The sequence below is a fragment of the Jingyaoa shaoxingensis genome (genome assembly GCF_014385005.1).
Classification (GTDB): domain Bacteria; phylum Bacillota; class Clostridia; order Lachnospirales; family Lachnospiraceae; genus Marvinbryantia; species Marvinbryantia shaoxingensis.
In genome coordinates, this window is sequence record NZ_JACRSZ010000020.1 from 23,893 (window position 1) to 44,794 (window position 20,902).

Annotated in this window: 18 protein-coding genes and 1 tRNA gene; 11 read left to right on the forward strand and 8 right to left on the reverse strand. The window is 41.2% G+C overall.

Going from position 1 to position 20,902, the window contains the following annotated elements; translation table 11 throughout:
* Positions 1–85 precede the first annotated feature (85 nt).
* On the forward strand, positions 86–1,021 hold the full coding sequence (locus tag H8716_RS15105) for an alpha/beta fold hydrolase (RefSeq protein WP_249309835.1): 936 nt from the start codon (positions 86–88) through the stop codon (positions 1,019–1,021).
* Between the two features lie 400 nt (positions 1,022–1,421).
* Here the strand turns inward: H8716_RS15105 and rsmG are convergent, their stop codons facing one another.
* The 3 genes from rsmG to mnmE all read right to left on the reverse strand — a co-directional run bounded on the left by rsmG (position 1,422) and on the right by mnmE (position 5,638).
* Positions 1,422–2,129: a 16S rRNA (guanine(527)-N(7))-methyltransferase RsmG gene (gene rsmG / locus H8716_RS15110; protein ID WP_249309851.1), complete on the reverse strand. Its 708-nt coding sequence runs from the start codon at positions 2,127–2,129 to the stop codon at positions 1,422–1,424.
* Between the two features lie 228 nt (positions 2,130–2,357).
* Complete coding sequence (gene mnmG / locus H8716_RS15115; protein ID WP_249309836.1) at positions 2,358–4,247, reverse strand: tRNA uridine-5-carboxymethylaminomethyl(34) synthesis enzyme MnmG; 1,890 nt, start codon at positions 4,245–4,247, stop codon at positions 2,358–2,360.
* 14 nt (positions 4,248–4,261) lie between these two features.
* Positions 4,262–5,638, reverse strand: a complete 1,377-nt coding sequence (gene mnmE, locus H8716_RS15120) for a tRNA uridine-5-carboxymethylaminomethyl(34) synthesis GTPase MnmE (protein ID WP_249309837.1) — start codon at positions 5,636–5,638, stop codon at positions 4,262–4,264.
* 138 nt (positions 5,639–5,776) lie between these two features.
* Between mnmE and H8716_RS15125 the strand changes: the two genes are divergently transcribed.
* On the forward strand, positions 5,777–6,061 hold the full coding sequence (locus tag H8716_RS15125) for a DUF1292 domain-containing protein (protein WP_249309838.1): 285 nt from the start codon (positions 5,777–5,779) through the stop codon (positions 6,059–6,061).
* Between the two features lie 52 nt (positions 6,062–6,113).
* On the opposite strand, the gene jag is transcribed toward H8716_RS15125, so the two are convergent.
* The 5 genes from jag to rpmH are packed head-to-tail and all read right to left on the reverse strand — an operon-like array spanning position 6,114 to position 9,129.
* Entirely contained in the window at positions 6,114–7,055 is a 942-nt protein-coding gene (jag, locus tag H8716_RS15130; RefSeq protein WP_249309839.1) for an RNA-binding cell elongation regulator Jag/EloR, read from the reverse strand.
* A gap of 15 nt (positions 7,056–7,070) precedes the next feature.
* Complete coding sequence (locus H8716_RS15135) at positions 7,071–8,372, reverse strand: YidC/Oxa1 family membrane protein insertase (protein WP_249309840.1); 1,302 nt, start codon at positions 8,370–8,372, stop codon at positions 7,071–7,073.
* Positions 8,369–8,611: a membrane protein insertion efficiency factor YidD gene (gene yidD, locus H8716_RS15140; protein WP_117449814.1), complete on the reverse strand. Its 243-nt coding sequence runs from the start codon at positions 8,609–8,611 to the stop codon at positions 8,369–8,371. Before yidD ends, H8716_RS15135 begins: the two co-directional genes overlap by 4 nt.
* Entirely contained in the window at positions 8,608–8,940 is a 333-nt protein-coding gene (rnpA, locus tag H8716_RS15145; protein WP_249309841.1) for a ribonuclease P protein component, read from the reverse strand. The genes yidD and rnpA overlap by 4 nt, the downstream gene beginning before the upstream one ends.
* A gap of 51 nt (positions 8,941–8,991) precedes the next feature.
* Entirely contained in the window at positions 8,992–9,129 is a 138-nt protein-coding gene (gene rpmH, locus H8716_RS15150; RefSeq protein ID WP_117449816.1) for a 50S ribosomal protein L34, read from the reverse strand.
* A 567-nt stretch (positions 9,130–9,696) separates the two neighbouring features.
* On the opposite strand from rpmH, the gene dnaA reads away from it, so the two are divergent.
* The 9 genes from dnaA (at position 9,697) to H8716_RS15195 (ending at position 20,578) form a co-directional block, all read left to right on the forward strand.
* The gene (gene dnaA / locus H8716_RS15155; RefSeq protein WP_249309842.1) at positions 9,697–11,043 is read left to right on the forward strand and encodes a chromosomal replication initiator protein DnaA; all 1,347 of its coding nucleotides are present in this window, start codon (positions 9,697–9,699) and stop codon (positions 11,041–11,043) included.
* Positions 11,044–11,225: 182 nt separating this feature from the next.
* Positions 11,226–12,329, forward strand: a complete 1,104-nt coding sequence (gene dnaN / locus H8716_RS15160) for a DNA polymerase III subunit beta (protein WP_249309843.1) — start codon at positions 11,226–11,228, stop codon at positions 12,327–12,329.
* 117 nt (positions 12,330–12,446) lie between these two features.
* Positions 12,447–12,656: an RNA-binding S4 domain-containing protein gene (locus tag H8716_RS15165; RefSeq protein WP_249309844.1), complete on the forward strand. Its 210-nt coding sequence runs from the start codon at positions 12,447–12,449 to the stop codon at positions 12,654–12,656.
* Positions 12,657–12,668: 12 nt separating this feature from the next.
* Positions 12,669–13,748, forward strand: a complete 1,080-nt coding sequence (recF, locus tag H8716_RS15170; protein WP_249309845.1) for a DNA replication/repair protein RecF — start codon at positions 12,669–12,671, stop codon at positions 13,746–13,748.
* Between the two features lie 12 nt (positions 13,749–13,760).
* Positions 13,761–15,686 (forward strand): DNA topoisomerase (ATP-hydrolyzing) subunit B, encoded by a 1,926-nt coding sequence (gene gyrB / locus H8716_RS15175; RefSeq protein WP_249309846.1) that lies wholly within the window; start codon positions 13,761–13,763, stop codon positions 15,684–15,686.
* Between the two features lie 11 nt (positions 15,687–15,697).
* Positions 15,698–18,199 carry a DNA gyrase subunit A gene (gyrA, locus tag H8716_RS15180; RefSeq protein WP_330606654.1) on the forward strand — a complete coding sequence of 834 codons (2,502 nt, stop codon included), beginning with the start codon at positions 15,698–15,700 and terminating at the stop codon, positions 18,197–18,199.
* Between the two features lie 60 nt (positions 18,200–18,259).
* Positions 18,260–19,609 (forward strand): MurT ligase domain-containing protein, encoded by a 1,350-nt coding sequence (locus tag H8716_RS15185; protein WP_249309847.1) that lies wholly within the window; start codon positions 18,260–18,262, stop codon positions 19,607–19,609.
* Positions 19,610–19,614: 5 nt separating this feature from the next.
* The gene (locus H8716_RS15190) at positions 19,615–20,373 is read left to right on the forward strand and encodes a type 1 glutamine amidotransferase (protein WP_249309848.1); all 759 of its coding nucleotides are present in this window, start codon (positions 19,615–19,617) and stop codon (positions 20,371–20,373) included.
* Positions 20,374–20,490: 117 nt separating this feature from the next.
* Positions 20,491–20,578, forward strand: a tRNA-Ser gene (locus H8716_RS15195).
* The last annotated feature ends 324 nt before the right edge of the window (positions 20,579–20,902 follow it).

The following is a 20,902-nucleotide window of genomic DNA, read 5'->3' on the forward strand; positions in this document are numbered from 1 at the left end:
ATTGTTCCGTATTTCGCACTTCCGCAATTCTAACTGCATCATAATATTCTGATTTTCAAACCACCAAACCGAAGGAGGTTTTACAATGAAAAAACGTTTGGAAACTCTTGTTAAGCTTGGCATTTTTGCTACTATTGCTATGTATTTTGCTAATAAGTTCGTAGAATCCTCTGCTCTGCTCAGAAAACTGCTGAAGAATAACTCTGGAAAGTATTATCACTGGTCACAAGGTGCTGTCTATTACACAAAACAGGGAAGCGGCGCACCGCTCTTACTGATTCATGATCTGCATCCTACTTCTTCCAGTGCAGAATGGAATGAAGTAATAGAGGAACTTGCCAAGACCAATACCGTCTATACCATAGATCTTCCCGGATGTGGCAGATCTGCAAAACCATATATAACTTATATTAATTATTTCTTTGTTCAGCTGCTTCATGACTTTATCACTGATATCATTCAGGAGCAGACACAGGTAATGGCTACTGGTATTTCTGGATCCTTTACCGTTATGGCAGCACATATGTATCCTGATTTATTTGGAAAACTGATATTCGTGAATCCAGTTTCTCCGGAAAAGCTGTCTACAGTTCCAACACCGACATTAAAGTTTGCAAAATCAGTTATGGACTGCCCGATTCTCGGTACTTTCCTTTACTATATCTTCAGTTCTGAGAATGAGATTGAATACAACTTTACAGAGACTTATTTTTACAATCCATTCCTGGTATCTTCAAAGACTTTGCATACGTATTATGAAGCCGCGCACTGGGAACAGGGCGGAGGGCGTCATCTTCTTGCCAGTCTGCACAGTAATTATATAAATACGAATATTTCCATTCCATTTGCAGGTCTGACGCAGGAAATGCATCTTATCTGTGGAAGTGAAACGCCAAATGCTGGTGCTATTATATCTGCTTATCAGAAACTGAATCCTGATATCAGGGTTTCAACAATTGCAAAAACAAAGATGCTCCCTCAATTAGAAGCACCTGCCAGGTTTCTGTTGGAATGTATATAATTTTTCAGAATATTCACAGATACAATTCAAGAATGCCTCGGCATTCTTGCTGCGAGATGCGCGTCATGCAAAGCATGACATATTTCTTTTGCGCATCTCTGCAATCCTGCCGGAGGCTATATCAGATGGGGGATTGACTCCCACCACTGATGCTAATTTGCCCCTCGCCACCTAAAGAGGTGGGAGTCATCTCACATCTGATATATGTGAATATATCTAACTCTAATTATAAGAAAAGATTTTTCATAATTAATCATCTGTTTATAAAATCTCTTTCCATTTATTGCAAAAAAAGAGAGAATTATATCACAAATAATTCTCTCTTTTCTATTCTATGATATGGGTATTTTGATTACACGGATTGTTTCGTGAATCAAAGAATTCTGAACAGTTCCCATAACTATAATGGTTCTTTTGCAGGTATTCCCGCTTTCCGGGGATATTTTTTTGCCGTTTTTCTCTCTTTACGGATTATGACCAGTGATCTTTCTATATCACTGCCCTCCAGTTGGAATTTTACAGTATTTTCTAATTTTCCTCCCAACAGAAAGATAGATTTCTTCGCCTGATCCAGCTCTTCTTCAATTTTTCCAGATTTGTATGAGATAAAAGCTCCGTTTATTTTTGTGTACGGTATACAATATTCACTAAGTGAGGAAAGATTTGCAACTGCCCTGGATACAACTAAATCGAACTGTTCTCTGTACTCTTCTTTTCTGGCAAAATCTTCCGCTCTTCCATGTATCGCTGTAATGTCTTCAAGCTGAAGTTCTTCAATCACATGATTCAGGAACTTCACTCGTTTTCCAAGAGAATCCAGCAACACAATTTTCAGGTGTGGAAATGCGATTTTTAATGGCAAACCCGGAAAGCCTGCACCGGTTCCCACATCCATAACAGACTTTACATCAGACAAATCTGTGCCTTTCACAACCGCAAGACTGTCCTCAAAATGCTTCTGAAGTACTTCCTGAAACTCTGTAATGCCGGTCAGATTCATGAAAGCATTCCACTCTACCAGTAGTTCATAATACCTTACAAACTGCTTCTGTTGCTTTGTGGATAAAGTCAGATTCATTTTCTCACAGTTCTCCAGGAATTTACTCATATCATATTTTTCTAATTCTGGCATATGATTCTCCTATTTTAAAATTATTGTATCTGTTTTTATACAATTTTGTAATGCTTTATCTTATATTGTATTTTAAAAATACATTATTTCAAATTGTATACATAATCATACATTTTTTCTTTTTATTCTACATTTTCCGACACAGTTTTTCTATAATTCATTTCTTACTTGTCAGAATCTTTAGCATAATCGCTGTCTCTTTACCTATCTATGAGAAGCATGATTCATCTGTTCCATATAGATCAGCAATACCGAAATATCTGCAGGCGATACTCCAGAAATTCTGGAGGCCTGTCCAACGGATATCGGCCGAAACTGATTCAGCTTCTGCTGCGCTTCAATACGAAGTCCGTGAATCTCCTCATAATGGATACCTTCCGGTATCTTCTTATTTTCCAACTTCTTAAAATGCTCTACCTGCTTCAACTGACGTTTGATATATCCGTCATACTTGATATTAATATTGACCTGCTCTCCTACTCCACGGTTTAACTGCGGACGCTGCGGATCCAGTTCTCCCAGCATCTCATAATCCAGCTCCGGACGGCGAATCAGTTCTCCAAGTGTGGTTCCTGTTTTCAACGGAGTGCTCTGATGTGCCTCCAGGAATGCCTGAACCGCAGGATTCGCTCCAATATTCAGATGTTCCACACGCTTTGTCTCTTCTGCAATCTGACGCTCTTTTTCCAGAAGATTCTGATAAGTTTCCTCATCAATCAGCCCGATCTGATGTCCCAGTGGTGTCAGGCGCTGATCTGCGTTATCCTGACGGAGTAACAGACGATACTCTGATCTGGACGTCATCATACGATATGGCTCTTTGTTGTCCTTCGTTACCAGGTCATCGATCAACACGCCAATATAAGACTCTGAGCGGTCAAATACCACCTGTTCTCTTCCCAGTGTCTTCATGGCTGCATTAATACCTGCTGCCAGTCCCTGTGCAGCTGCCTCCTCATAACCGGAACTTCCGTTAAACTGACCTCCACTGAACAGTCCCTGAATCTTCTTGAATTCCAGTGTCGGTTTTAACTGTCTGGCGTTGATACAGTCATACTCGATGGCATAGGCATTTCGTACAATCTCTGCATGCTCCAGACCAGGCACTGAACGATACATGGCAATCTGCACATCTTCAGGCAGAGAACTTGACATTCCGCCCACATACATTTCATTGGTATAACGACCTTCCGGCTCTATAAAAACCTGATGTCGATTCTTATCTGCAAATCTTACCACCTTATCTTCAATAGACGGGCAGTATCTTGGTCCGGTTCCCTCTATCATGCCAGAATACAATGGCGAACGATCCAGATTAGCGCGGATGATCTCATGCGTCTTCTCATTGGTATAAGTCAGCCAGCAGGAGATCTGATCAATCTGTACGTCGTCAGGGTCTGTAGAAAAAGAAAACGGTACCACTCTTTTATCTCCAAACTGCTCTTCCATTTTGGAAAAATCAATGGTCCGTTTGTCGATACGGGCTGGTGTTCCTGTCTTAAAACGAAACATCTCGATCCCATTTGCCTTCAGGGAATCTGTCAGATGATTAGCTGCCTGGAGTCCATTTGGTCCTGTATAATTGCTGATATCACCGTAGATACATCTTGCCTTCAGATAAGTTCCTGTACACAGTACACAGGCTTTACAGTGATATACTGCGCCGGAAAATGTCTTCACTCCGGTGAGAACACCGTCCTCTACGATAATCTCAGTCACCTCTGCCTGTTTAATCGTCAGATTCGGCGTATTTTCCAGTGTTTTTCTCATGCGGCTACTGTAGTCTTTCTTGTCTGCCTGAGCTCTCAGTGAATGCACCGCCGGTCCCTTGGAACCGTTCAACATCTTGGATTGGATAAAAGTCTGGTCAATATTTTTTCCCATCTCTCCACCCAGTGCATCGATTTCCCTTACCAGATGTCCCTTGGAACTTCCACCTACATTCGGATTACATGGCATCAGCGCAATGCTGTCTACGCTGACTGTGAAAATCACTGTTTTCAGTCCCAGTCTGGCACATGCAAGTGCTGCTTCACAGCCTGCATGTCCTGCACCTACAACTACCACATCTGTTGTTATTTCTAAATGATTCATTCTTTTTCCTCGTATTATTTTCCCATACAAAATTTACTGAAAATCTCATTTACCAGGTCTTCACCCACGGATTCCCCTGTAATACTTCCGAGTTCTTCATACGCATTCATCATGTCAATGGAAAAGAAGTCTTCCGGCATCTGATTCTGAATGCTCACAGATACCTGCTCCAGACTGTCCAGTGCCTCTTTCAGCGCTGCTTTCTGTCTCATATTCGTAATGTAGATCTCGTCATTAAATGAGATACTGCCATCATAAAACATATCTTTGACAGTCTGTTCCAGCCTGTCAATTCCCTGTTCCTCTTTGGCAGAAACAGGAATCACCGGCTTATCCAGATGCTTCCTGATGTCTTCTTCTGTTGTAATACAGTCAAGATCCATCTTATTCAGCAGCACAATGGCCTTGCGATCCCGTATCATCTCCATGATCTCTTCATCATTCTCATCCAGTCCCGTAGAAGAATCCACCACATAAATAATCAGATCTGCGTCCCGGGCATAGGTTTTGGCCTTTTTCACGCCTATTTTTTCCACCACATCCTCTGTGCTTCGTATACCCGCCGTATCAATAATATTCAGGCTGATACCGGACAGGCTCATCTGCTCTTCCAGCACATCTCTCGTGGTTCCCGCAATATCTGTAACAATGGCTCTCTCCTCTCCCAGCAGTACATTGAGAAGGGAAGATTTTCCGGCATTTGGCTTGCCCACAATAACCGTCCTGATGCCTTCCTTCATGCGTTTTCCATTCTCCGAAGAAGCAATCAGTGTACGGATCTTCTCCTTCCACTGCTCCACCTGTTCCTCCAGCTGTTTCGGATATCCATCCAGGCTGATATGTTCCGGATCATCCAGTGCCGACTCAATATAGGCAATATGATAAATGATCTTTTCTCTGATATCCTTAATTACTTTCAACACAGATCCTTTTAACTGGCTGACTGAACTCTTTAATGCATATTCATTCTTCGCATTAATCACATCTATAACAGCCTCTGCCTGAGAAAGATCGATCCTTCCATTTAAAAATGCTCTCTTGGTAAATTCTCCCGGCTGCGCCGGTCTGGCTCCCTTTCGGATCACCAGCTCCAGGATCCGGTTCATGGCATAGACACCGCCATGACAGTTAATCTCCACGGTATCTTCCGCAGTAAAACTACGTGGTCCTCTCATCAGCATAACCAGTACTTCATCAATGAACTCTTCTCCGTCCCGGATAAATCCATAATGAATCGTATGGGTTGGCATATTTTCCAGCTTCTTTCCCGATCTGGAATCATATACTTTATCCGCTATGGCTATGGCATCCGGTCCGCTGATGCGGATAATTCCAATGCCTGAACTTGTCATTCCTGTTGAAATTGCTGCGATCGTATCTGTGTGAAACATAAGTCACTCCTCCTAAATATCTTAAACAGTATAGCAGATTTTATTTCATAATACAAACCGTCAATCTTGAATTTTCATTGCTTTTCTTATCTCTCATGTGTTACACTGTTAGCAACACACAATAAGGAGATTATTTCAATGGAAAACACAGAAAAAATGGAAGAATTTGAAACTGTTGTTCTGGAAATGGATGATGGCAGCGAAGTAGAATTCGCCATCCTGGACGAGTTTGAGATGCAGGATGACAAATACGTATTACTTGGTGAAATCGAAGGAGACAGCGTTACAGACGATCCTGAGCACATGTTATTCATGAAAGTGGAAAATGACCCGGAATGCTCTGAAGAAGAGATCGTACTCACCGTCATCGACGATGATGCTGCTTATGACGCAGTAGTTGATTTCTACACAGAACTGGACTAACGACAAAAAAGACTGCTGATCTCACGGATCGGCAGTCTTTTTTTCTTTACGCTTATCGGTTATTATTTCTCTTTAATGTAACAACTACTTTACGGTATGGTTCTTCGCCTTCGCTGTGAGTGGTTACATAAGGATCATTCTGAAGTGCAGAATGAATGATTCTTCTTTCATAAGGATTCATCGGCTCCAGGAATACCGGTCTTTTGGTTCTCTTAACCTTGTATGCAATGTTCTTTGCCAGATTTTCCAGTGTTTCTTTTCTGCGGCTTCTGTAGTTTTCTGTATCTACTTTCACACGTACATAACCAGATTTTCCTTTATTTACCACAAGGCTGGTCAGATACTGAAGAGAATCCAGTGTCTGTCCTCTCTTACCAATCAGTACACCCATATCTTCGCCGGACATTTCAACATTCAGAACTTCATCTTCAAAGCTTGCTGTTACTTCTACTTCCATCTCGATTGATGCGAATACATCTTTCATGAATTTCACAGCTTTTTCCTTTGCTTCTTCCTTTTCTTCCGGAGTCAGCGGTACTATCTTACGTTCTTTTCTGATCTCTGCCGGTGCTTCTGCTACAGGTGCTGCTTCTTCTGTAACAACAGGAATCTCTTCTGCTGCTTTTACAGGTTCTTCTTTCACTGCTTCTTCTCTGGCTGGTTTTTCTTCAGCTTTTTTCTCTTTGTGGAATTCTTTTCTTTCTTTTTTGAATTCTTTTCTGGTTTCTTTGAATTCTTTTTTCTCTTTTTTGAATTCCCGTTTTTCTTTCTTAGCAGGCTTTTCTTCTTTGATTTCTTCTTTCAGAATATCTTCAACCGCAACTTTCTTTCTTGCTTTGATGACTGCTTTCTTACTTCCGAAACCAAGGAATCCTGTGCTTCCTTCTTCGATTACTTCATATTCGATATTGTCACGGAATGTCTCCAGTTTCAGAGATGCTTCCAGAATCGCATCTTTCACCGTTTTGGCGGTGACGGTAATATACTCTTCCATTGCTCGGATCTCCCTTTACTTTTTATAGCTTTTTGCGTTCTTGTTATTCTTCTCGTTATACTGCTCTACCATTCTTGCCTTGGAAGCAATGCTTCCAGGTTTTGCAGCCTTGTTATAGTACTCTGTAGAGTCCTTCATGCTCTGAAGTCTCTTTTCATTTTTGTTGCGAATTGCTTCTTCATCTTCCACGACCGGATTCTGAAGGTTCTTCAGGTTCTTCTTTGCCTGTCCACTGATATTTTCAGGACGAAGTCCCTGTTTTACACGCTTCTCATTGTATTTTTCCATGTTCTGTTTCACCATCTCTTCGATGTCAACCTTTTCCATACGCTTATTTACAATGAGCTGGATCACACATCTTACTGCTGAACTTGCTACCCAGTAAATACCGATACCAGTTGAAAATGTAAAGCAGAAAAATACGGACATCAGTGGCATCATGGTGTTCATAGTCTTCATGGATGAATTCATTGCGCTGTTCGTATCATCACCGTTGCTTTCCGGCTGTGGAATCAGCTTTGTGTTCAGGTACTGTGTCAGACCTGCCAGAAGCGGAATCAGGATTGCAATGACAAGTGCCAGCCACTGGTGGTTTGCAAAACTGTCTTTAATAATAGCAAACGGTGAGTCTGTAATGTTAATGGTTAAAAACTGATTGACATGAGCTGCCTGTGCTGCTGTCTGTTCAATTACATCTTTGTAATCCGGGAACTTGTCTGCGAATGCAGCCCAGTTTGCCGGAGTCATACTGTGCAGAATATCTACTACAGAATCATTGGTAAATCCAACTTTATCCAGGTTCACTCTTGCATTCGTTGAAAAATCTGACAGAAATGTCTGCATCTGTGTGGATGCCAGTACATCAGATACCAGTGCGGTATACATATTGTATACACTCTTTACATAAGCAGGTACTTTCCATATAACCTGATACATTGCAAACAGAATCGGCATCTGAATCAGCATTGGCAGACAGCTTCCCATTGGAGAAATACCGTATTTTGCATACACGGCCTGCTGTTCTTCCTGCATCTTCATCATGGATGCCTGGTCTTTTTTGTTCTTGTACTTCTTGGCAATAGCCTGAAGTTCCGGGTTCATGACCTGGGTCAGCTTTGATGACTTCTGCTGTTTGATGGTCAGCGGCAGCATTAATACATTGATAACAATGGTGAATAAAATAATACACAGACCAATGTTCTGAATATTAAATGCCCCACTCAAAAACAAGTAAAGTGCATTGATAATAAAACCAAGCAGGGTAGCTACTGGTCCTATAATAAACACATTACTTTTGGTAAGTACTGTTGTTTTCAAATTTTTTTCCTCCTAAAAGATAAGAATTCATCCGGAACCGGATCGATTCCACCATGTGAAAAGGGATTACATCTCAATATTCTCCAGGCTGCCAGAATACTTCCCTTTATCGCACCATGCTTCTGTATTGCTTCCAGTCCATACTGGGAACAGGTCGGCACATAGGGACATCTGGTTGTCTTCATCGGTGATAAATACTTCTGGTAAAATCTGATCAATAGAATCAATAACTGCTTCATCTGATATCTAGTTTTCCCCCCAGGTGCAGCAATGCACTTTCAATTTCATGATAGCCTTTTTCCTTCGCGGAAGGTCTTACGATCACTACCAGATCGTAACCTTTTTTGAATTGTTCTTCATTCAGACGGTAACTTTCCCTTACCAGTCTGGTGAGATGATGTCTTACTACGCTGTTTCCTACTTTTTTGCTTACAGATATTCCCAGGCGATTCCTGGTTCCAGCATTCTGTAACGCATACATAATTAAATACTTATTTGCCTGAGACTTTCCCTGGTGATACACCGTCTGAAAATCCCGGTTCTTTTTTAAAGACTCTGAAAATTTCATATCTTTATGTTTTTTCCCCTTAATATGAAGAAAAGGCCACAAAAATGCGGCCTATGCTGATAAAACTTTTCTTCCTTTTGCTCTTCTTGCAGCTAATACTTTTCTTCCGCCTGGAGTACTCATTCTGGATCTGAATCCATGTACTTTAGATCTCTGTCTCTTCTTAGGCTGAAATGTCATTTTTGCCATAGTTCCGGGCACCTCCTTTTTCAAAACCAAATGTTTATCATTATTGGTAATTATTGTTCAATTTACGTAGAAAAACATCATTTCAATTATATTCATAAAAACAGGGTTCGTCAAGTAATTTATCTTGATTCTTGAAAATTCTTTTAAAAATTTGTTTTTCTTATAATCAAAAATGTTCCGCCAGAATCACACTGTATCTTATGTGCAGTACTCATCTTCTGCTATGTGTGGATCATGTGAATATTTCCCACAAAGTTATCCACATCGTGGGGATAACTTGTGAATAACTCGGTGATAATGTGTGTATAAATAAACCTTGTCCACGAAATCCCCTGTATTTACGCATGTGGATCATGTGAACAGCATCATTCACAAATTCACATTTTCCACTTCACAATCCACATGAGCCACATTTTTTTGTAAATACAGTGTGTATAACCCATTTTTTTCACTCAAAACCAAGTTTTACACATATTTATACACATTCCTTCAAACTTTTGATTGCGCATTAATGGAATTTGGTTTAATATTATAAACAGAGATTTTATGTGCAAAAGGAGAATTTTCATGAATATAATAGAAGAAAACTGGGACGCTATTCTGCACCACGTCATGGTTGAACATGAAGTGACGAAGGTGTCCTTTGATACCTGGCTAAAACCTTTAAAAGTCCACAGTTTTGAGAATAATATTGTAACGATTCTGGTAGATCAGCAGATGACGATCAATTATATTCAGAAAAAGTATGCGCTTCCTATTAAAGTAGCCATTGCCGAACTAACCGGACTGGACTGCTCTCTGGATTTTATACTTCCGGAAAATATAAAAAACGTGGAAACAAAGGCAAAAGATGTGGAAAAAACGAATCTGCTTTTGGAAAAAGCGAATTTAAATCCCCGCTATACTTTTGATACTTTTGTGGTGGGTAAAAATAATAATTTTGCACATGCAGCTTCCCTTGCAGTGGCAGAATCACCTGGTGAAGTCTATAATCCGCTGTTTATTTACGGAGGCGTGGGATTGGGAAAGACCCATCTGATGCATTCCATTGCCCATTTTATACTTGATCAGGATCCGGAAAAGAAGGTTCTTTACGTTACCAGTGAGACTTTTACCAACGAAGTTATCGATAATATCCGAAGCGGTAACAGTGCTGCTATGTCCAAATTCCGTGATAAATACCGTAATATTGATGTTCTCCTTATAGATGATATTCAGTTTATTATAGGAAAAGAATCTACACAGGAAGAATTTTTCCATACTTTTAACGATCTGCACAGTGCCGGAAAACAGGTCATCATATCATCCGATAAACCGCCAAAAGAGATGATTACGTTGGAAGACCGCCTGAAGTCCCGCTTTGAATGGGGTCTGATCGCTGATATTTCTTCGCCTGACTACGAAACACGAATGGCGATTTTGAAAAAACGGGAAGAACTGGACGGATATACCATCGATAACTCCGTTATTGAATATATTGCAACCAATGTAAAGTCCAACATCCGTGAACTGGAAGGGGCACTGAACATTGTCGTTGCATTTGGCAATTTAAATAAGAGGGAAATCAATCTTGAACTGGCAAAAGAAGCATTGAAAAACATCATTTCACCGGATGAAAAGAAGGTAATTACACCGGAATACATCCTGGATACGGTCAGCGAGCACTTCCATGTTTCCAAAGAAGACATGAAGGGCTCTAAAAGGAATGCAGAAATCGTGCTTCCGAGACAGATCGCCATGTATCTTTGCAGAAAAATGACCCAGATCAAGTATAAAGAACTTGGTGCACTCCTTGGCGGAAAGGATCATTCTACCATTATACATGGATGTAAAGCTATCGAATACGAAATTAACAATAATGATAATGTCCGTAATACCGTCGATATTTTAATAAAGAAGATTAACCCAAATTAGAGTTATCCACACTTATCCACCTTCAAAAGGGGCTGTTTTGTGAGTTTCTCACATAGTTATACCGCTCATTTTTCCCTTAAACACTGGGCTGAGAGCACTTATCTACAAATCCACAGACCCTATGACGGCTACGACTAATCTTTTTTAATTACATACACACCAAGCTGAAAGGAGCACCCTCTATGAAAATTATCTGTTCAAAAGCAGAATTAATGAAAAGTATCAACATTGTGATGAAGGCAGTACCTTCCAAAACCACAATGCCAATCCTGGAATGCATCCTAATTGACGCATCCAAAGGAGTAATCAAATTTACAACCAATGATATGGAACTTGGCATTGAAACAATTGTCAAAGGAGAAATTGTGGAAAAAGGTGTCATTGCTCTGGAAGCCAAGCTTTTTTCTGAAATTATCCGTAAACTGGCTGACAGTGATATCACGATTGCAACGGACGACAAATATCAGGCGTTGATAACCTGTGAGAATTCCAAATTCAACATTTCCGGTAAGGCCGGGGATGATTATCCATATTTACCTTTTGTGGAAAAAGATCATTCTATCAGTGTATCTCAGTTTACGCTGAAAGAAGTAATCCGCCAGACGATCTTCTCGATTGCACAGAATGAAAACAATAAAATGATGACCGGTGAACTGTTTGAGATCAGTGATAATATACTGAAGGTGGTATCACTTGACGGACATCGTATCTCAATTCGTAAAATCGAATTAAAGGAGAATTATGAGCACCGCAAGGTTGTCGTTCCTGGAAAGACACTCATTGAGATCAGCAAGATTTTGTCCGGTGAAGTGGACGATATCGTCAATATTTATTTTACAAAGAATCATATTCTGTTTGAGTTTGATGATACGATTGCGGTATCCCGACTGATTGAAGGTGACTATTTCCGTATTGATCAGATGCTGTCCAGTGATTATGAGACTAAGCTTACGGTCAATAAAAAAGAATTACTGAACTGTATTGACCGTGCGACCCTGCTGATTAAGGAAGGGGATAAAAAGCCAATCATCATCGGCATTGATGATACCAATATGGAACTTAAGATTAATTCTCAGATCGGTTCCATGAATGAGCATATTGAGATTCAGAAAGAAGGAAAAGACATTCTGATCGGATTCAATCCAAGATTCCTGATCGATGCTCTTCGTGTCATTGATGATGAAACCATCCAGATTTATCTGGTAAATTCCAAGGCTCCATGCTTCATCAAGGATGAAACAGAGAGCTACATCTATCTGATTTTACCGGTAAATTTTAACGTATAATATCAGGGGAATAAATTAAAGACCACAATATCCGAATATTTGAAAGAATTGTGAGAATGCGAAGCACGGAACAATTCGTGGTATATCAGATGGGGAATTGCAAAGAAAGGAACAGCAATGGAAATCATAAAATTACGTGATGAATACATTAAGCTTGGCCAGGCTCTGAAGGCTGCCGGTCTGGCAGAATCCGGTGTAGATGCCAAGTTTGCCATACAGGATGGCTTGGTGAAGGTGAATGGTCAGACAGAGCTGCAGCGTGGTAAGAAATTATACGATGGTGATGAAGTGGAATTTGAAGGCAATATTATTAAAATCGAAAAATAAGCTGGTGAATATATGATTGTTGATTCTATAAAGCTTGAAAATTTCCGCAATTATCAGTCGCTGAAATTAAAATTTGATCAGGGAACCAATATTTTTTACGGGGACAATGCTCAGGGAAAGACCAATATTCTGGAATCGGTCTATGTGTGCGGGACAACCAAATCCCACCGCAGCAGCAAGGACAGGGAGATGATTCAGTTTGACCAGGAAGAATCTCATATACGGATGAAGATTATCCGTGGTGGAAGCCCTGTGAAGATTGATATGCACCTGAAAAAAAATAAAACCAAGGGAATCGCCATTAACGGAGTACCGATCCGCAAGGCCAGTGAGTTGTTCGGTGTGGCGAATTTTGTATTTTTTTCGCCGGAGGATCTGAATATTATTAAAAATGGTCCGGGAGAACGGCGAAGATTTGTAGATATGGAGCTTTGCCAGTTGAGCAAAGTGTATATGCATAATCTGGCAAATTATAATAAAATAGTCAATCAGAGAAACAAATTATTAAAAGAGATCAGTTTCAGACCTGATTTTATGGATACACTGGATATATGGGATATGCAGATGGTGGAATATGGAAAAAAGGTGATCGAAGAGAGGAAAGTATTTATCAGCCGGCTCAATGAGATCATGAGAGAGATCCATGGCAGACTGTCAGGCAGCAGGGAAGAAATTCTGGTTACCTATGATGCGAATGTCCAGGCAGAGGAGTTTGAAGAAATACTGAAGAGAAACAGAGACAGGGATCTGAAGTTTAAGGTATCCCTGATCGGACCTCACAGGGACGATATCTGTTTTCAGATCAAAAATGTGGATATCCGCAAATTTGGTTCTCAGGGGCAGCAGAGGACGGCTGCACTGTCTTTGAAACTGTCTGAAATTGAATTGGTGAAGCAGGAACTGGGGGATACTCCGATTCTGCTTCTGGATGATGTGTTATCGGAGCTGGACAGCCACAGGCAGGGTTACCTGCTGGACAGTATTCATGATATTCAGACCCTGATCACCTGCACCGGTCTGGATGATTTTGTGGAAAACCGATTTCAGATCAATAAAGTGTTTCATGTAGTAGACGGAAAAGTGTTTGAGTAGATAGGAGGATGTATGGGAACAGAAGTAAATCATGAATATGGAGCAGACCAGATTCAGATTCTGGAGGGTCTGGAAGCAGTCAGAAAGAGACCTGGTATGTACATCGGAAGTACTTCACTTCGCGGACTTCATCATCTGGTCTATGAAATTGTGGATAACGCAATCGATGAGGCCCTGGCAGGGTTCTGTAATACCATTGATGTAACGATCAATGAAGATAATTCGATTACGGTAATAGATAACGGACGTGGAATTCCGGTAGGAATTAATCATAAATCAGGAAAACCGGCGGTAGAAGTAGTATTTACGATTCTTCATGCCGGAGGAAAGTTCGGTGGCGGCGGATACAAGGTATCCGGCGGACTTCACGGAGTAGGTGCATCAGTTGTAAATGCCCTTTCTGAATGGCTGGAGGTAACCATCTACAAAGAAGGAAAGGTATATAATCAGCGTTATGAGAGAGGCCATGTCTGCTACCCGTTAAAGATCATCGGAGACTGTGAACAAGGCAAATCCGGCACCATGGTAACTTTCCTGCCGGATAAGCAGATTTTTGAAGATACCATTTTTGATTACGATACTCTGAAACAGCGTCTTCGCGAAATGGCATTTCTGACCAAGAATGTGAAGATTATTCTCAGGGACAAAAGAGAAGGACATGAGATGGAAAAGACCTTCCACTATGAGGGAGGAATTAAGGAGTTTGTTACATACCTGAACAAAGGAAAGACTCCTCTTTACCCGGATATTATTTACTGTGAGGGCACGAAGGATGACGTGTACGTGGAAGTATCCATGCAGCACAATGATTCTTATACAGAAGGATCTTACAGTTTTGTAAATAATATCACTACACCGGAGGGTGGTACCCATCTGACCGGTTTTAAGAATGCCTTAACCAAGACATTTAATGCTTACGCAAGATTAAATAAGCTGATTAAAGAGACAGAGACCCTTTCTGGGGAAGATATCCGTGAAGGCCTGACTGCTATTGTGAGCATCAAGATTGGGGAGCCTCAGTTTGAGGGACAGACGAAGCAGAAGCTGGGGAACAGTGAGGCGAGAGGAGCGGTAGACAGTATTGTATCCGAACAGCTGATGATCTATCTGGAACAGCATCCTCAGGTGGCCAAGATTATTCTGGAGAAGTCCATTCTGGCACAGAGAGCAAGAGAAGCAGCCAGAAAAGCCAGAGAGCTGACAAGAAGAAAATCAGCACTGGATGGACTTTCCCTTCCTGGAAAACTGGCAGACTGCTCAGACAAAGATCCAAAAAACTGTGAGATCTATATCGTAGAGGGTGACTCTGCGGGAGGTTCGGCAAAGACTGCCAGAACTCGTGCAACCCAGGCAATTTTGCCGCTTCGTGGTAAGATCTTAAATGTAGAAAAAGCAAGACTGGACCGTATTTATTCTAATGCGGAGATCAAAGCAATGATTACCGCGTTTGGTACCGGTATTCATGATGATTTTGATATTTCCAAGCTGCGTTATCATAAAATTATTATTATGACCGATGCAGATGTAGACGGCGCCCATATCAGCACATTACTGCTGACATTTATCTATCGATTCATGCCGGAGCTGATCAAACAGGGACACGTCTATCTGGCACAGCCGCCTCTGTATAAGCTGGAAAAGAATAAAAAAGTGTGGTATGCATACTCTGATGAGGAACTGGATCAGATTCTTCAGGAAGTAGGCCGTGACCAGAACAACAAGATCCAGCGATACAAAGGACTTGGAGAAATGGATGCAGAACAGCTCTGGGAGACCACTATGGATCCGGAAAAGAGAATTCTGCTGAGAGTGAATATGGACGAGGATTCCACTTCTGAGCTGGATCTGACTTTCACCACACTGATGGGTGACCAGGTAGAGCCTCGAAGGGAATTTATCGAAGAAAATGCAAAATATGCAAAGAATCTTGACATTTAGGAGGAACGAGCGTGGAAGATAATATTTTTGACAAAGTACATGAAGTCGATCTGAAGAAGACCATGGAACAGTCTTACATCGAATATGCCATGAGCGTTATTGCATCCCGTGCACTTCCTGATGTAAGAGATGGATTGAAACCTGTACAGCGAAGAGTGCTGTATTCTATGATTGAACTGAATAATGGTCCTGACAAACCGCACAGAAAATGTGCCCGTATTGTCGGTGATACCATGGGTAAATATCATCCTCATGGTGACAGCTCTATCTATGGAGCTCTGGTTAACATGGCACAGGACTGGTCTACCCGTTATCCACTGGTAGACGGTCATGGTAACTTTGGTTCCGTGGATGGTGACGGTGCTGCAGCCATGCGATATACAGAAGCCAGATTAAGCAAAATCTCCATGGAGATGCTGGCAGACATTAACAAAGATACGGTAGATTTTGCACCGAACTTTGATGAGACAGAAAAAGAACCAACCGTACTGCCCTCCAGATACCCGAATCTGTTGTGCAACGGTACCACCGGTATTGCAGTTGGTATGGCAACGAATATCCCTCCTCACAATCTGGGGGAGGTTGTGAATGCGGTCATTAAGATCATTGATAATCGTATTGAAGAAGGCAGAGATACGGAGATTGAAGAGATCTTAAAGATCGTAAAAGGCCCGGATTTTCCGACGGGAGCCCAGATCCTGGGAACCAGAGGAATCGAAGAAGCGTACCGTACCGGACGTGGCAAGATCCGTGTGCGTGCGGTAACCAATATGGAGACCCTGCCAAACGGCAAGACCCGAATCATCGTTACAGAACTGCCATATCTGGTTAATAAAGCAAGATTGATTGAAAAGATCGCAGATCTGGTAAAAGAAAAGAAAATCGATGGTATCACGGCTCTGACAGATGAATCCAGCCGAGAAGGTATGCGAATCAATATCGAACTGCGTCGTGATGTAAATGCCAATGTAATCCTGAACCAGTTGTATAAGCATACACAGTTACAGGATACATTTGGTGTCATCATGCTGGCTCTTTATAATAACCAGCCGGTAGTTATGAACCTTCTCCAGATGCTTACTTATTACCTGAAACATCAGGAAGAAGTTGTAACAAGAAGAACCAGATACGATCTGAATAAGGCAGAGGAACGTGCCCATATTTTACAGGGATTGCTGATTGCCCTAGATAATATCGATGAAGTTATCCGGATTATTCGTGCATCCAGAAGTGCAGCCATTGCCAAAGAATCTCTGATGGAGCGTTTTACTCTGACAGATGTTCAGGCTCAGGCCATCGTAGATATGCGTCTGCGTGCACTGACCGGTCTGGAAAGAGAGAAAATCGAAGCAGAATATGCAGAACTGCAGAAGAAGATTTCTGAGTTAAAGGCAATTCTGGCTGACGAGAATCTACTTCTTGGCGTAATTAAGAAGGAACTGGAAGAGATCCGAGATAAATATGCGGATCCAAGAAGAACATCCATCGGATATGATGAATTTGATATTTCTATGGAGGATCTGATTCCGCAGGAAGAAGTGGTCGTCACTATGACGAAGCTTGGTTATATCAAACGTATGACCAGAGATAATTTTAAGAGTCAGAACCGTGGTGGCAAGGGCATCAAGGGAATGCAGACTCTGGATGATGATTACATTGAAGAGTTGATCCTGACCAATACTCATGCATCTATTATGTTCTTTACCAATAAGGGAAGAGTCTATCGTCTGAAGACCTATGAGATTCCGGAAGCATCCAGAACCGCAAGAGGTACGGCAATTATTAATCTGCTTCAGCTTCAGCCTGAGGAGACGATTACTTCGATTGTAACCATGAAAGAATATCGTGAAAATGCGTACCTGTTTATGGCTACCAAGAACGGTATGGTCAAGAAGACCTCTCTGGATGAATACCAGAATATGAGAAAAACAGGTCTGACTGCCATTAATCTGCGGGAAGACGATGAGCTGATCGAAGTGAAATATACCGACGGTGATCAGGATGTATTCCTGGTAACCAAGTATGGCCAGTGTATTCGTTTCTGTGAGTCGGATGTAAGAGCAACCGGCAGAGCCTCTATGGGTGTGATCGGAATTAACCTGCTGGATACAGACGAAGTGGTTGGAATGCAGCTTTCCAGTCAGGGAGAGTACATGTTGACGGTATCTGAAAACGGTATGGGCAAGCTGACAGATATCAATGAATTTACGGTACAGAACCGTGGCGGAAAAGGCGTGAAGTGCTATAAGATCATAGAGAAGACCGGTAATGTGGTCGGCATGAAGATCTTAAGCAGAGAAAACGAAGTTATGATGATCAATACAGACGGCATTATCATTCAGATGCCGTGCAGTGATATCTCGATTCTGGGAAGAGTGACATCAGGAGTAAAACTGATGGATCTGAAGAACGGAATTACTATCGCAAGTATTGCAAAAGTGAGAGAGTCATCCAAGAATGAAAATGAAGAGGGCTCAGAAGAGGTATCAGAAGAAGCAGGTCAGACAATATAAAATAAAAAATAAGTACTCTGTAAAAGTTGCAGAGTACTTATTTAAAATGGAGATAGAATTATGAAGTTACGCAGAATGACTGCGGTCTTTGCATCCAAACTTACTGCAAAGATCTGTAGAATGCTTGGAAAGCAGGGAGTTACCTGGGCTGGAAAAATAGCACTGATGATTGATCCGGCGATCCTGTCAGAACTGGCAGGGGATGTGAGAGAAAAGATCTTTGTAGTCTGTGGAACAAATGGAAAAACGACTACGAATAATCTTTTATGCTCTACGCTGGAAGCACAGAATAAAAAAGTAGTATGTAATCATACTGGTTCCAATATGCTCAACGGAGCCGTAGCAGCCTTCGTGCTGGCAGCAGGATGGAATGGAAAACTGGATGCAGATTATGCATGCATTGAGGTAGATGAAGCATCTGCCTTGCGCATTTTTCCGCATTTCAAACCGGATTTCTGTGTGCTGACCAATCTGTTTCGTGATCAGCTCGACCGATATGGAGAGATCGATATTACCATGAACCTGGTAAGAGATGCCATGAAGATGGCACCGAATATGAAAGTGATTGTGAATGCAGACGATGCACTCTCTACTTATGTGACCATGGAGAGTGGTAATGCATATGTAACTTATGGCATTCAGGAAAAAGTATTTGAAGAATCCATTAATGAGATCAAGGAAGGTCGTTTCTGTAAAAAATGCGGCGCAAAAATGAATTATCATTTTTATCATTTCAGCCAGCTTGGAGATTATTATTGCAGTAACTGTGATTTTAAACGTCCTGAGATCAAATATAATGCCTCCCATATTGAGACCGGCAAGCATCTGGCATTTGATGTAGAAGGCCGCCATATTGAGGCAAATTACAGAGGATTCTATAACGTATACAATATCCTTGCAGTTTATGCGGCAGCAAGAGAAGCAGGACTGGAGATTACGAATTTTGTAGAGGTGCTGAAGCAGTATAATCCGGAAAACGGACGAAATGAGCATTTTTCCATCAACGGTACAGAGATTATTTTGAATCTGGCAAAAAATCCGGCAGGATTTAACCAGAATATTTCCGCTGTAATGGAAGATACCTCAGAAAAGGATCTGATTATTCTGATTAATGACAATGATCAGGATGGCACAGATATTTCCTGGCTGTGGGATGTAGACTTTGACCGTTTTCAGGCAGATAATATCAACAGCATCATCGTAAGTGGAATCCGCTGTCAGGATATGAGGCTGAGACTAAAATATGTAGATATTCCATCCAGTCTGGAACCTGATGTAGAGAAGGCAATCCGGGACCGTATTGAGAATGGATGTAAGAATCTCTATGTACTGGTAAATTATACAGGACTTTACAGCACACATAATATTCTGAAAAAGATAGAAGCAGAGTATTCCGGCAAACAGGGGTGAAGAATATGAAAATAACAATCGGACATTTATATCCGGATTTATTAAATCTGTATGGCGACAGGGGAAATATCCAGTGTCTCATGAAGCGATGCCAGTGGCGCGGAATAGAAGCAGAGACTGTCTGCTATGAGATCAATGATAAGATTGATTTTTCCGGTCTGGATATTGTATTACTTGGCGGTGGGTCAGACAGAGAGCAAATGCTGGTCTGCAACAGACTCAAAATGATCAGAGAAGATTTTCGAAACTATGTGGAAGATAATGGAGTGGTAATTGCTATCTGTGGCGGTTATCAGCTTCTGGGCAATTATTATGCAACAGCAGAAGGTAAAATAGAAGGTCTGGGATTGATTGATCTGGATACAGACAGGGGAACAGACTATCGTCTGATTGATAATATTGTTCTGGAAAGTGAACTGGTATCTATGCCGGTAGTTGGTTTTGAAAACCATGGTGGCAGAACTAATATCAAAAACAATAAGCCGTTTGGAAAAGTTGTCTATGGCAGTGGGAATGACGGCAAAAGCGGATATGAGGGTGTAGTATATAAAAATGTCATAGGTACTTACCTGCATGGACCATTGCTCCCAAAGAATCCGGAGGTGGCAGATTATCTGATTCAGAAAGCACTGGAGAGAAAATACGGTGGAAGTATAGTATTAAAAGAACTGGATGATACAGAAGAGAAAGAAGCGAATAGCTATATTTATAATCGATTCAAGGGAAAAGTCAGCAAGCCACAGAATCAGGAACAGCTAGTGTAAAAGAAATGTAAAAAAGTTTCAAAATAAGGTTGACAAACGTATACTGATTTAGTATAATGACTTACGCGTCAGTGATTGATGCATGTTTTGAATATCGATAATGAGAATTCAGAATCCGGAGAAATACTCAAGAGGCTGAAGAGGCGCCCCTGCTAAGGGTGTAGGTCGTTTGCGCGGCGCGAGGGTTCAAATCCCTCTTTCTCCGTTTGTCATTTGCAAAATAAAGACTTCAAAAAAAGTTGAAAAAAGTACTTGACAAAAGAATATCGACATGATAAACTTTAGAAGTTCGCTCGAAAGAGAAGAATGAAGACAAGAACTTAAAAACTTCAAAAAAAGTTAAAAAAGTACTTGACAAAGCCTTGAAGCAGTGATAAAATAAAACAGTTGCCGCTAATAAACAAAGCGACAAAGAACCTTGATAATTGAACAGTGAAACAACCTTGAAAGATTCTAAAAGTTAATTCAAGGAACTGACCTTATAAAACAGTAAAAGGGATAAATTAGCTAGACGTTAATTTTGAACTGG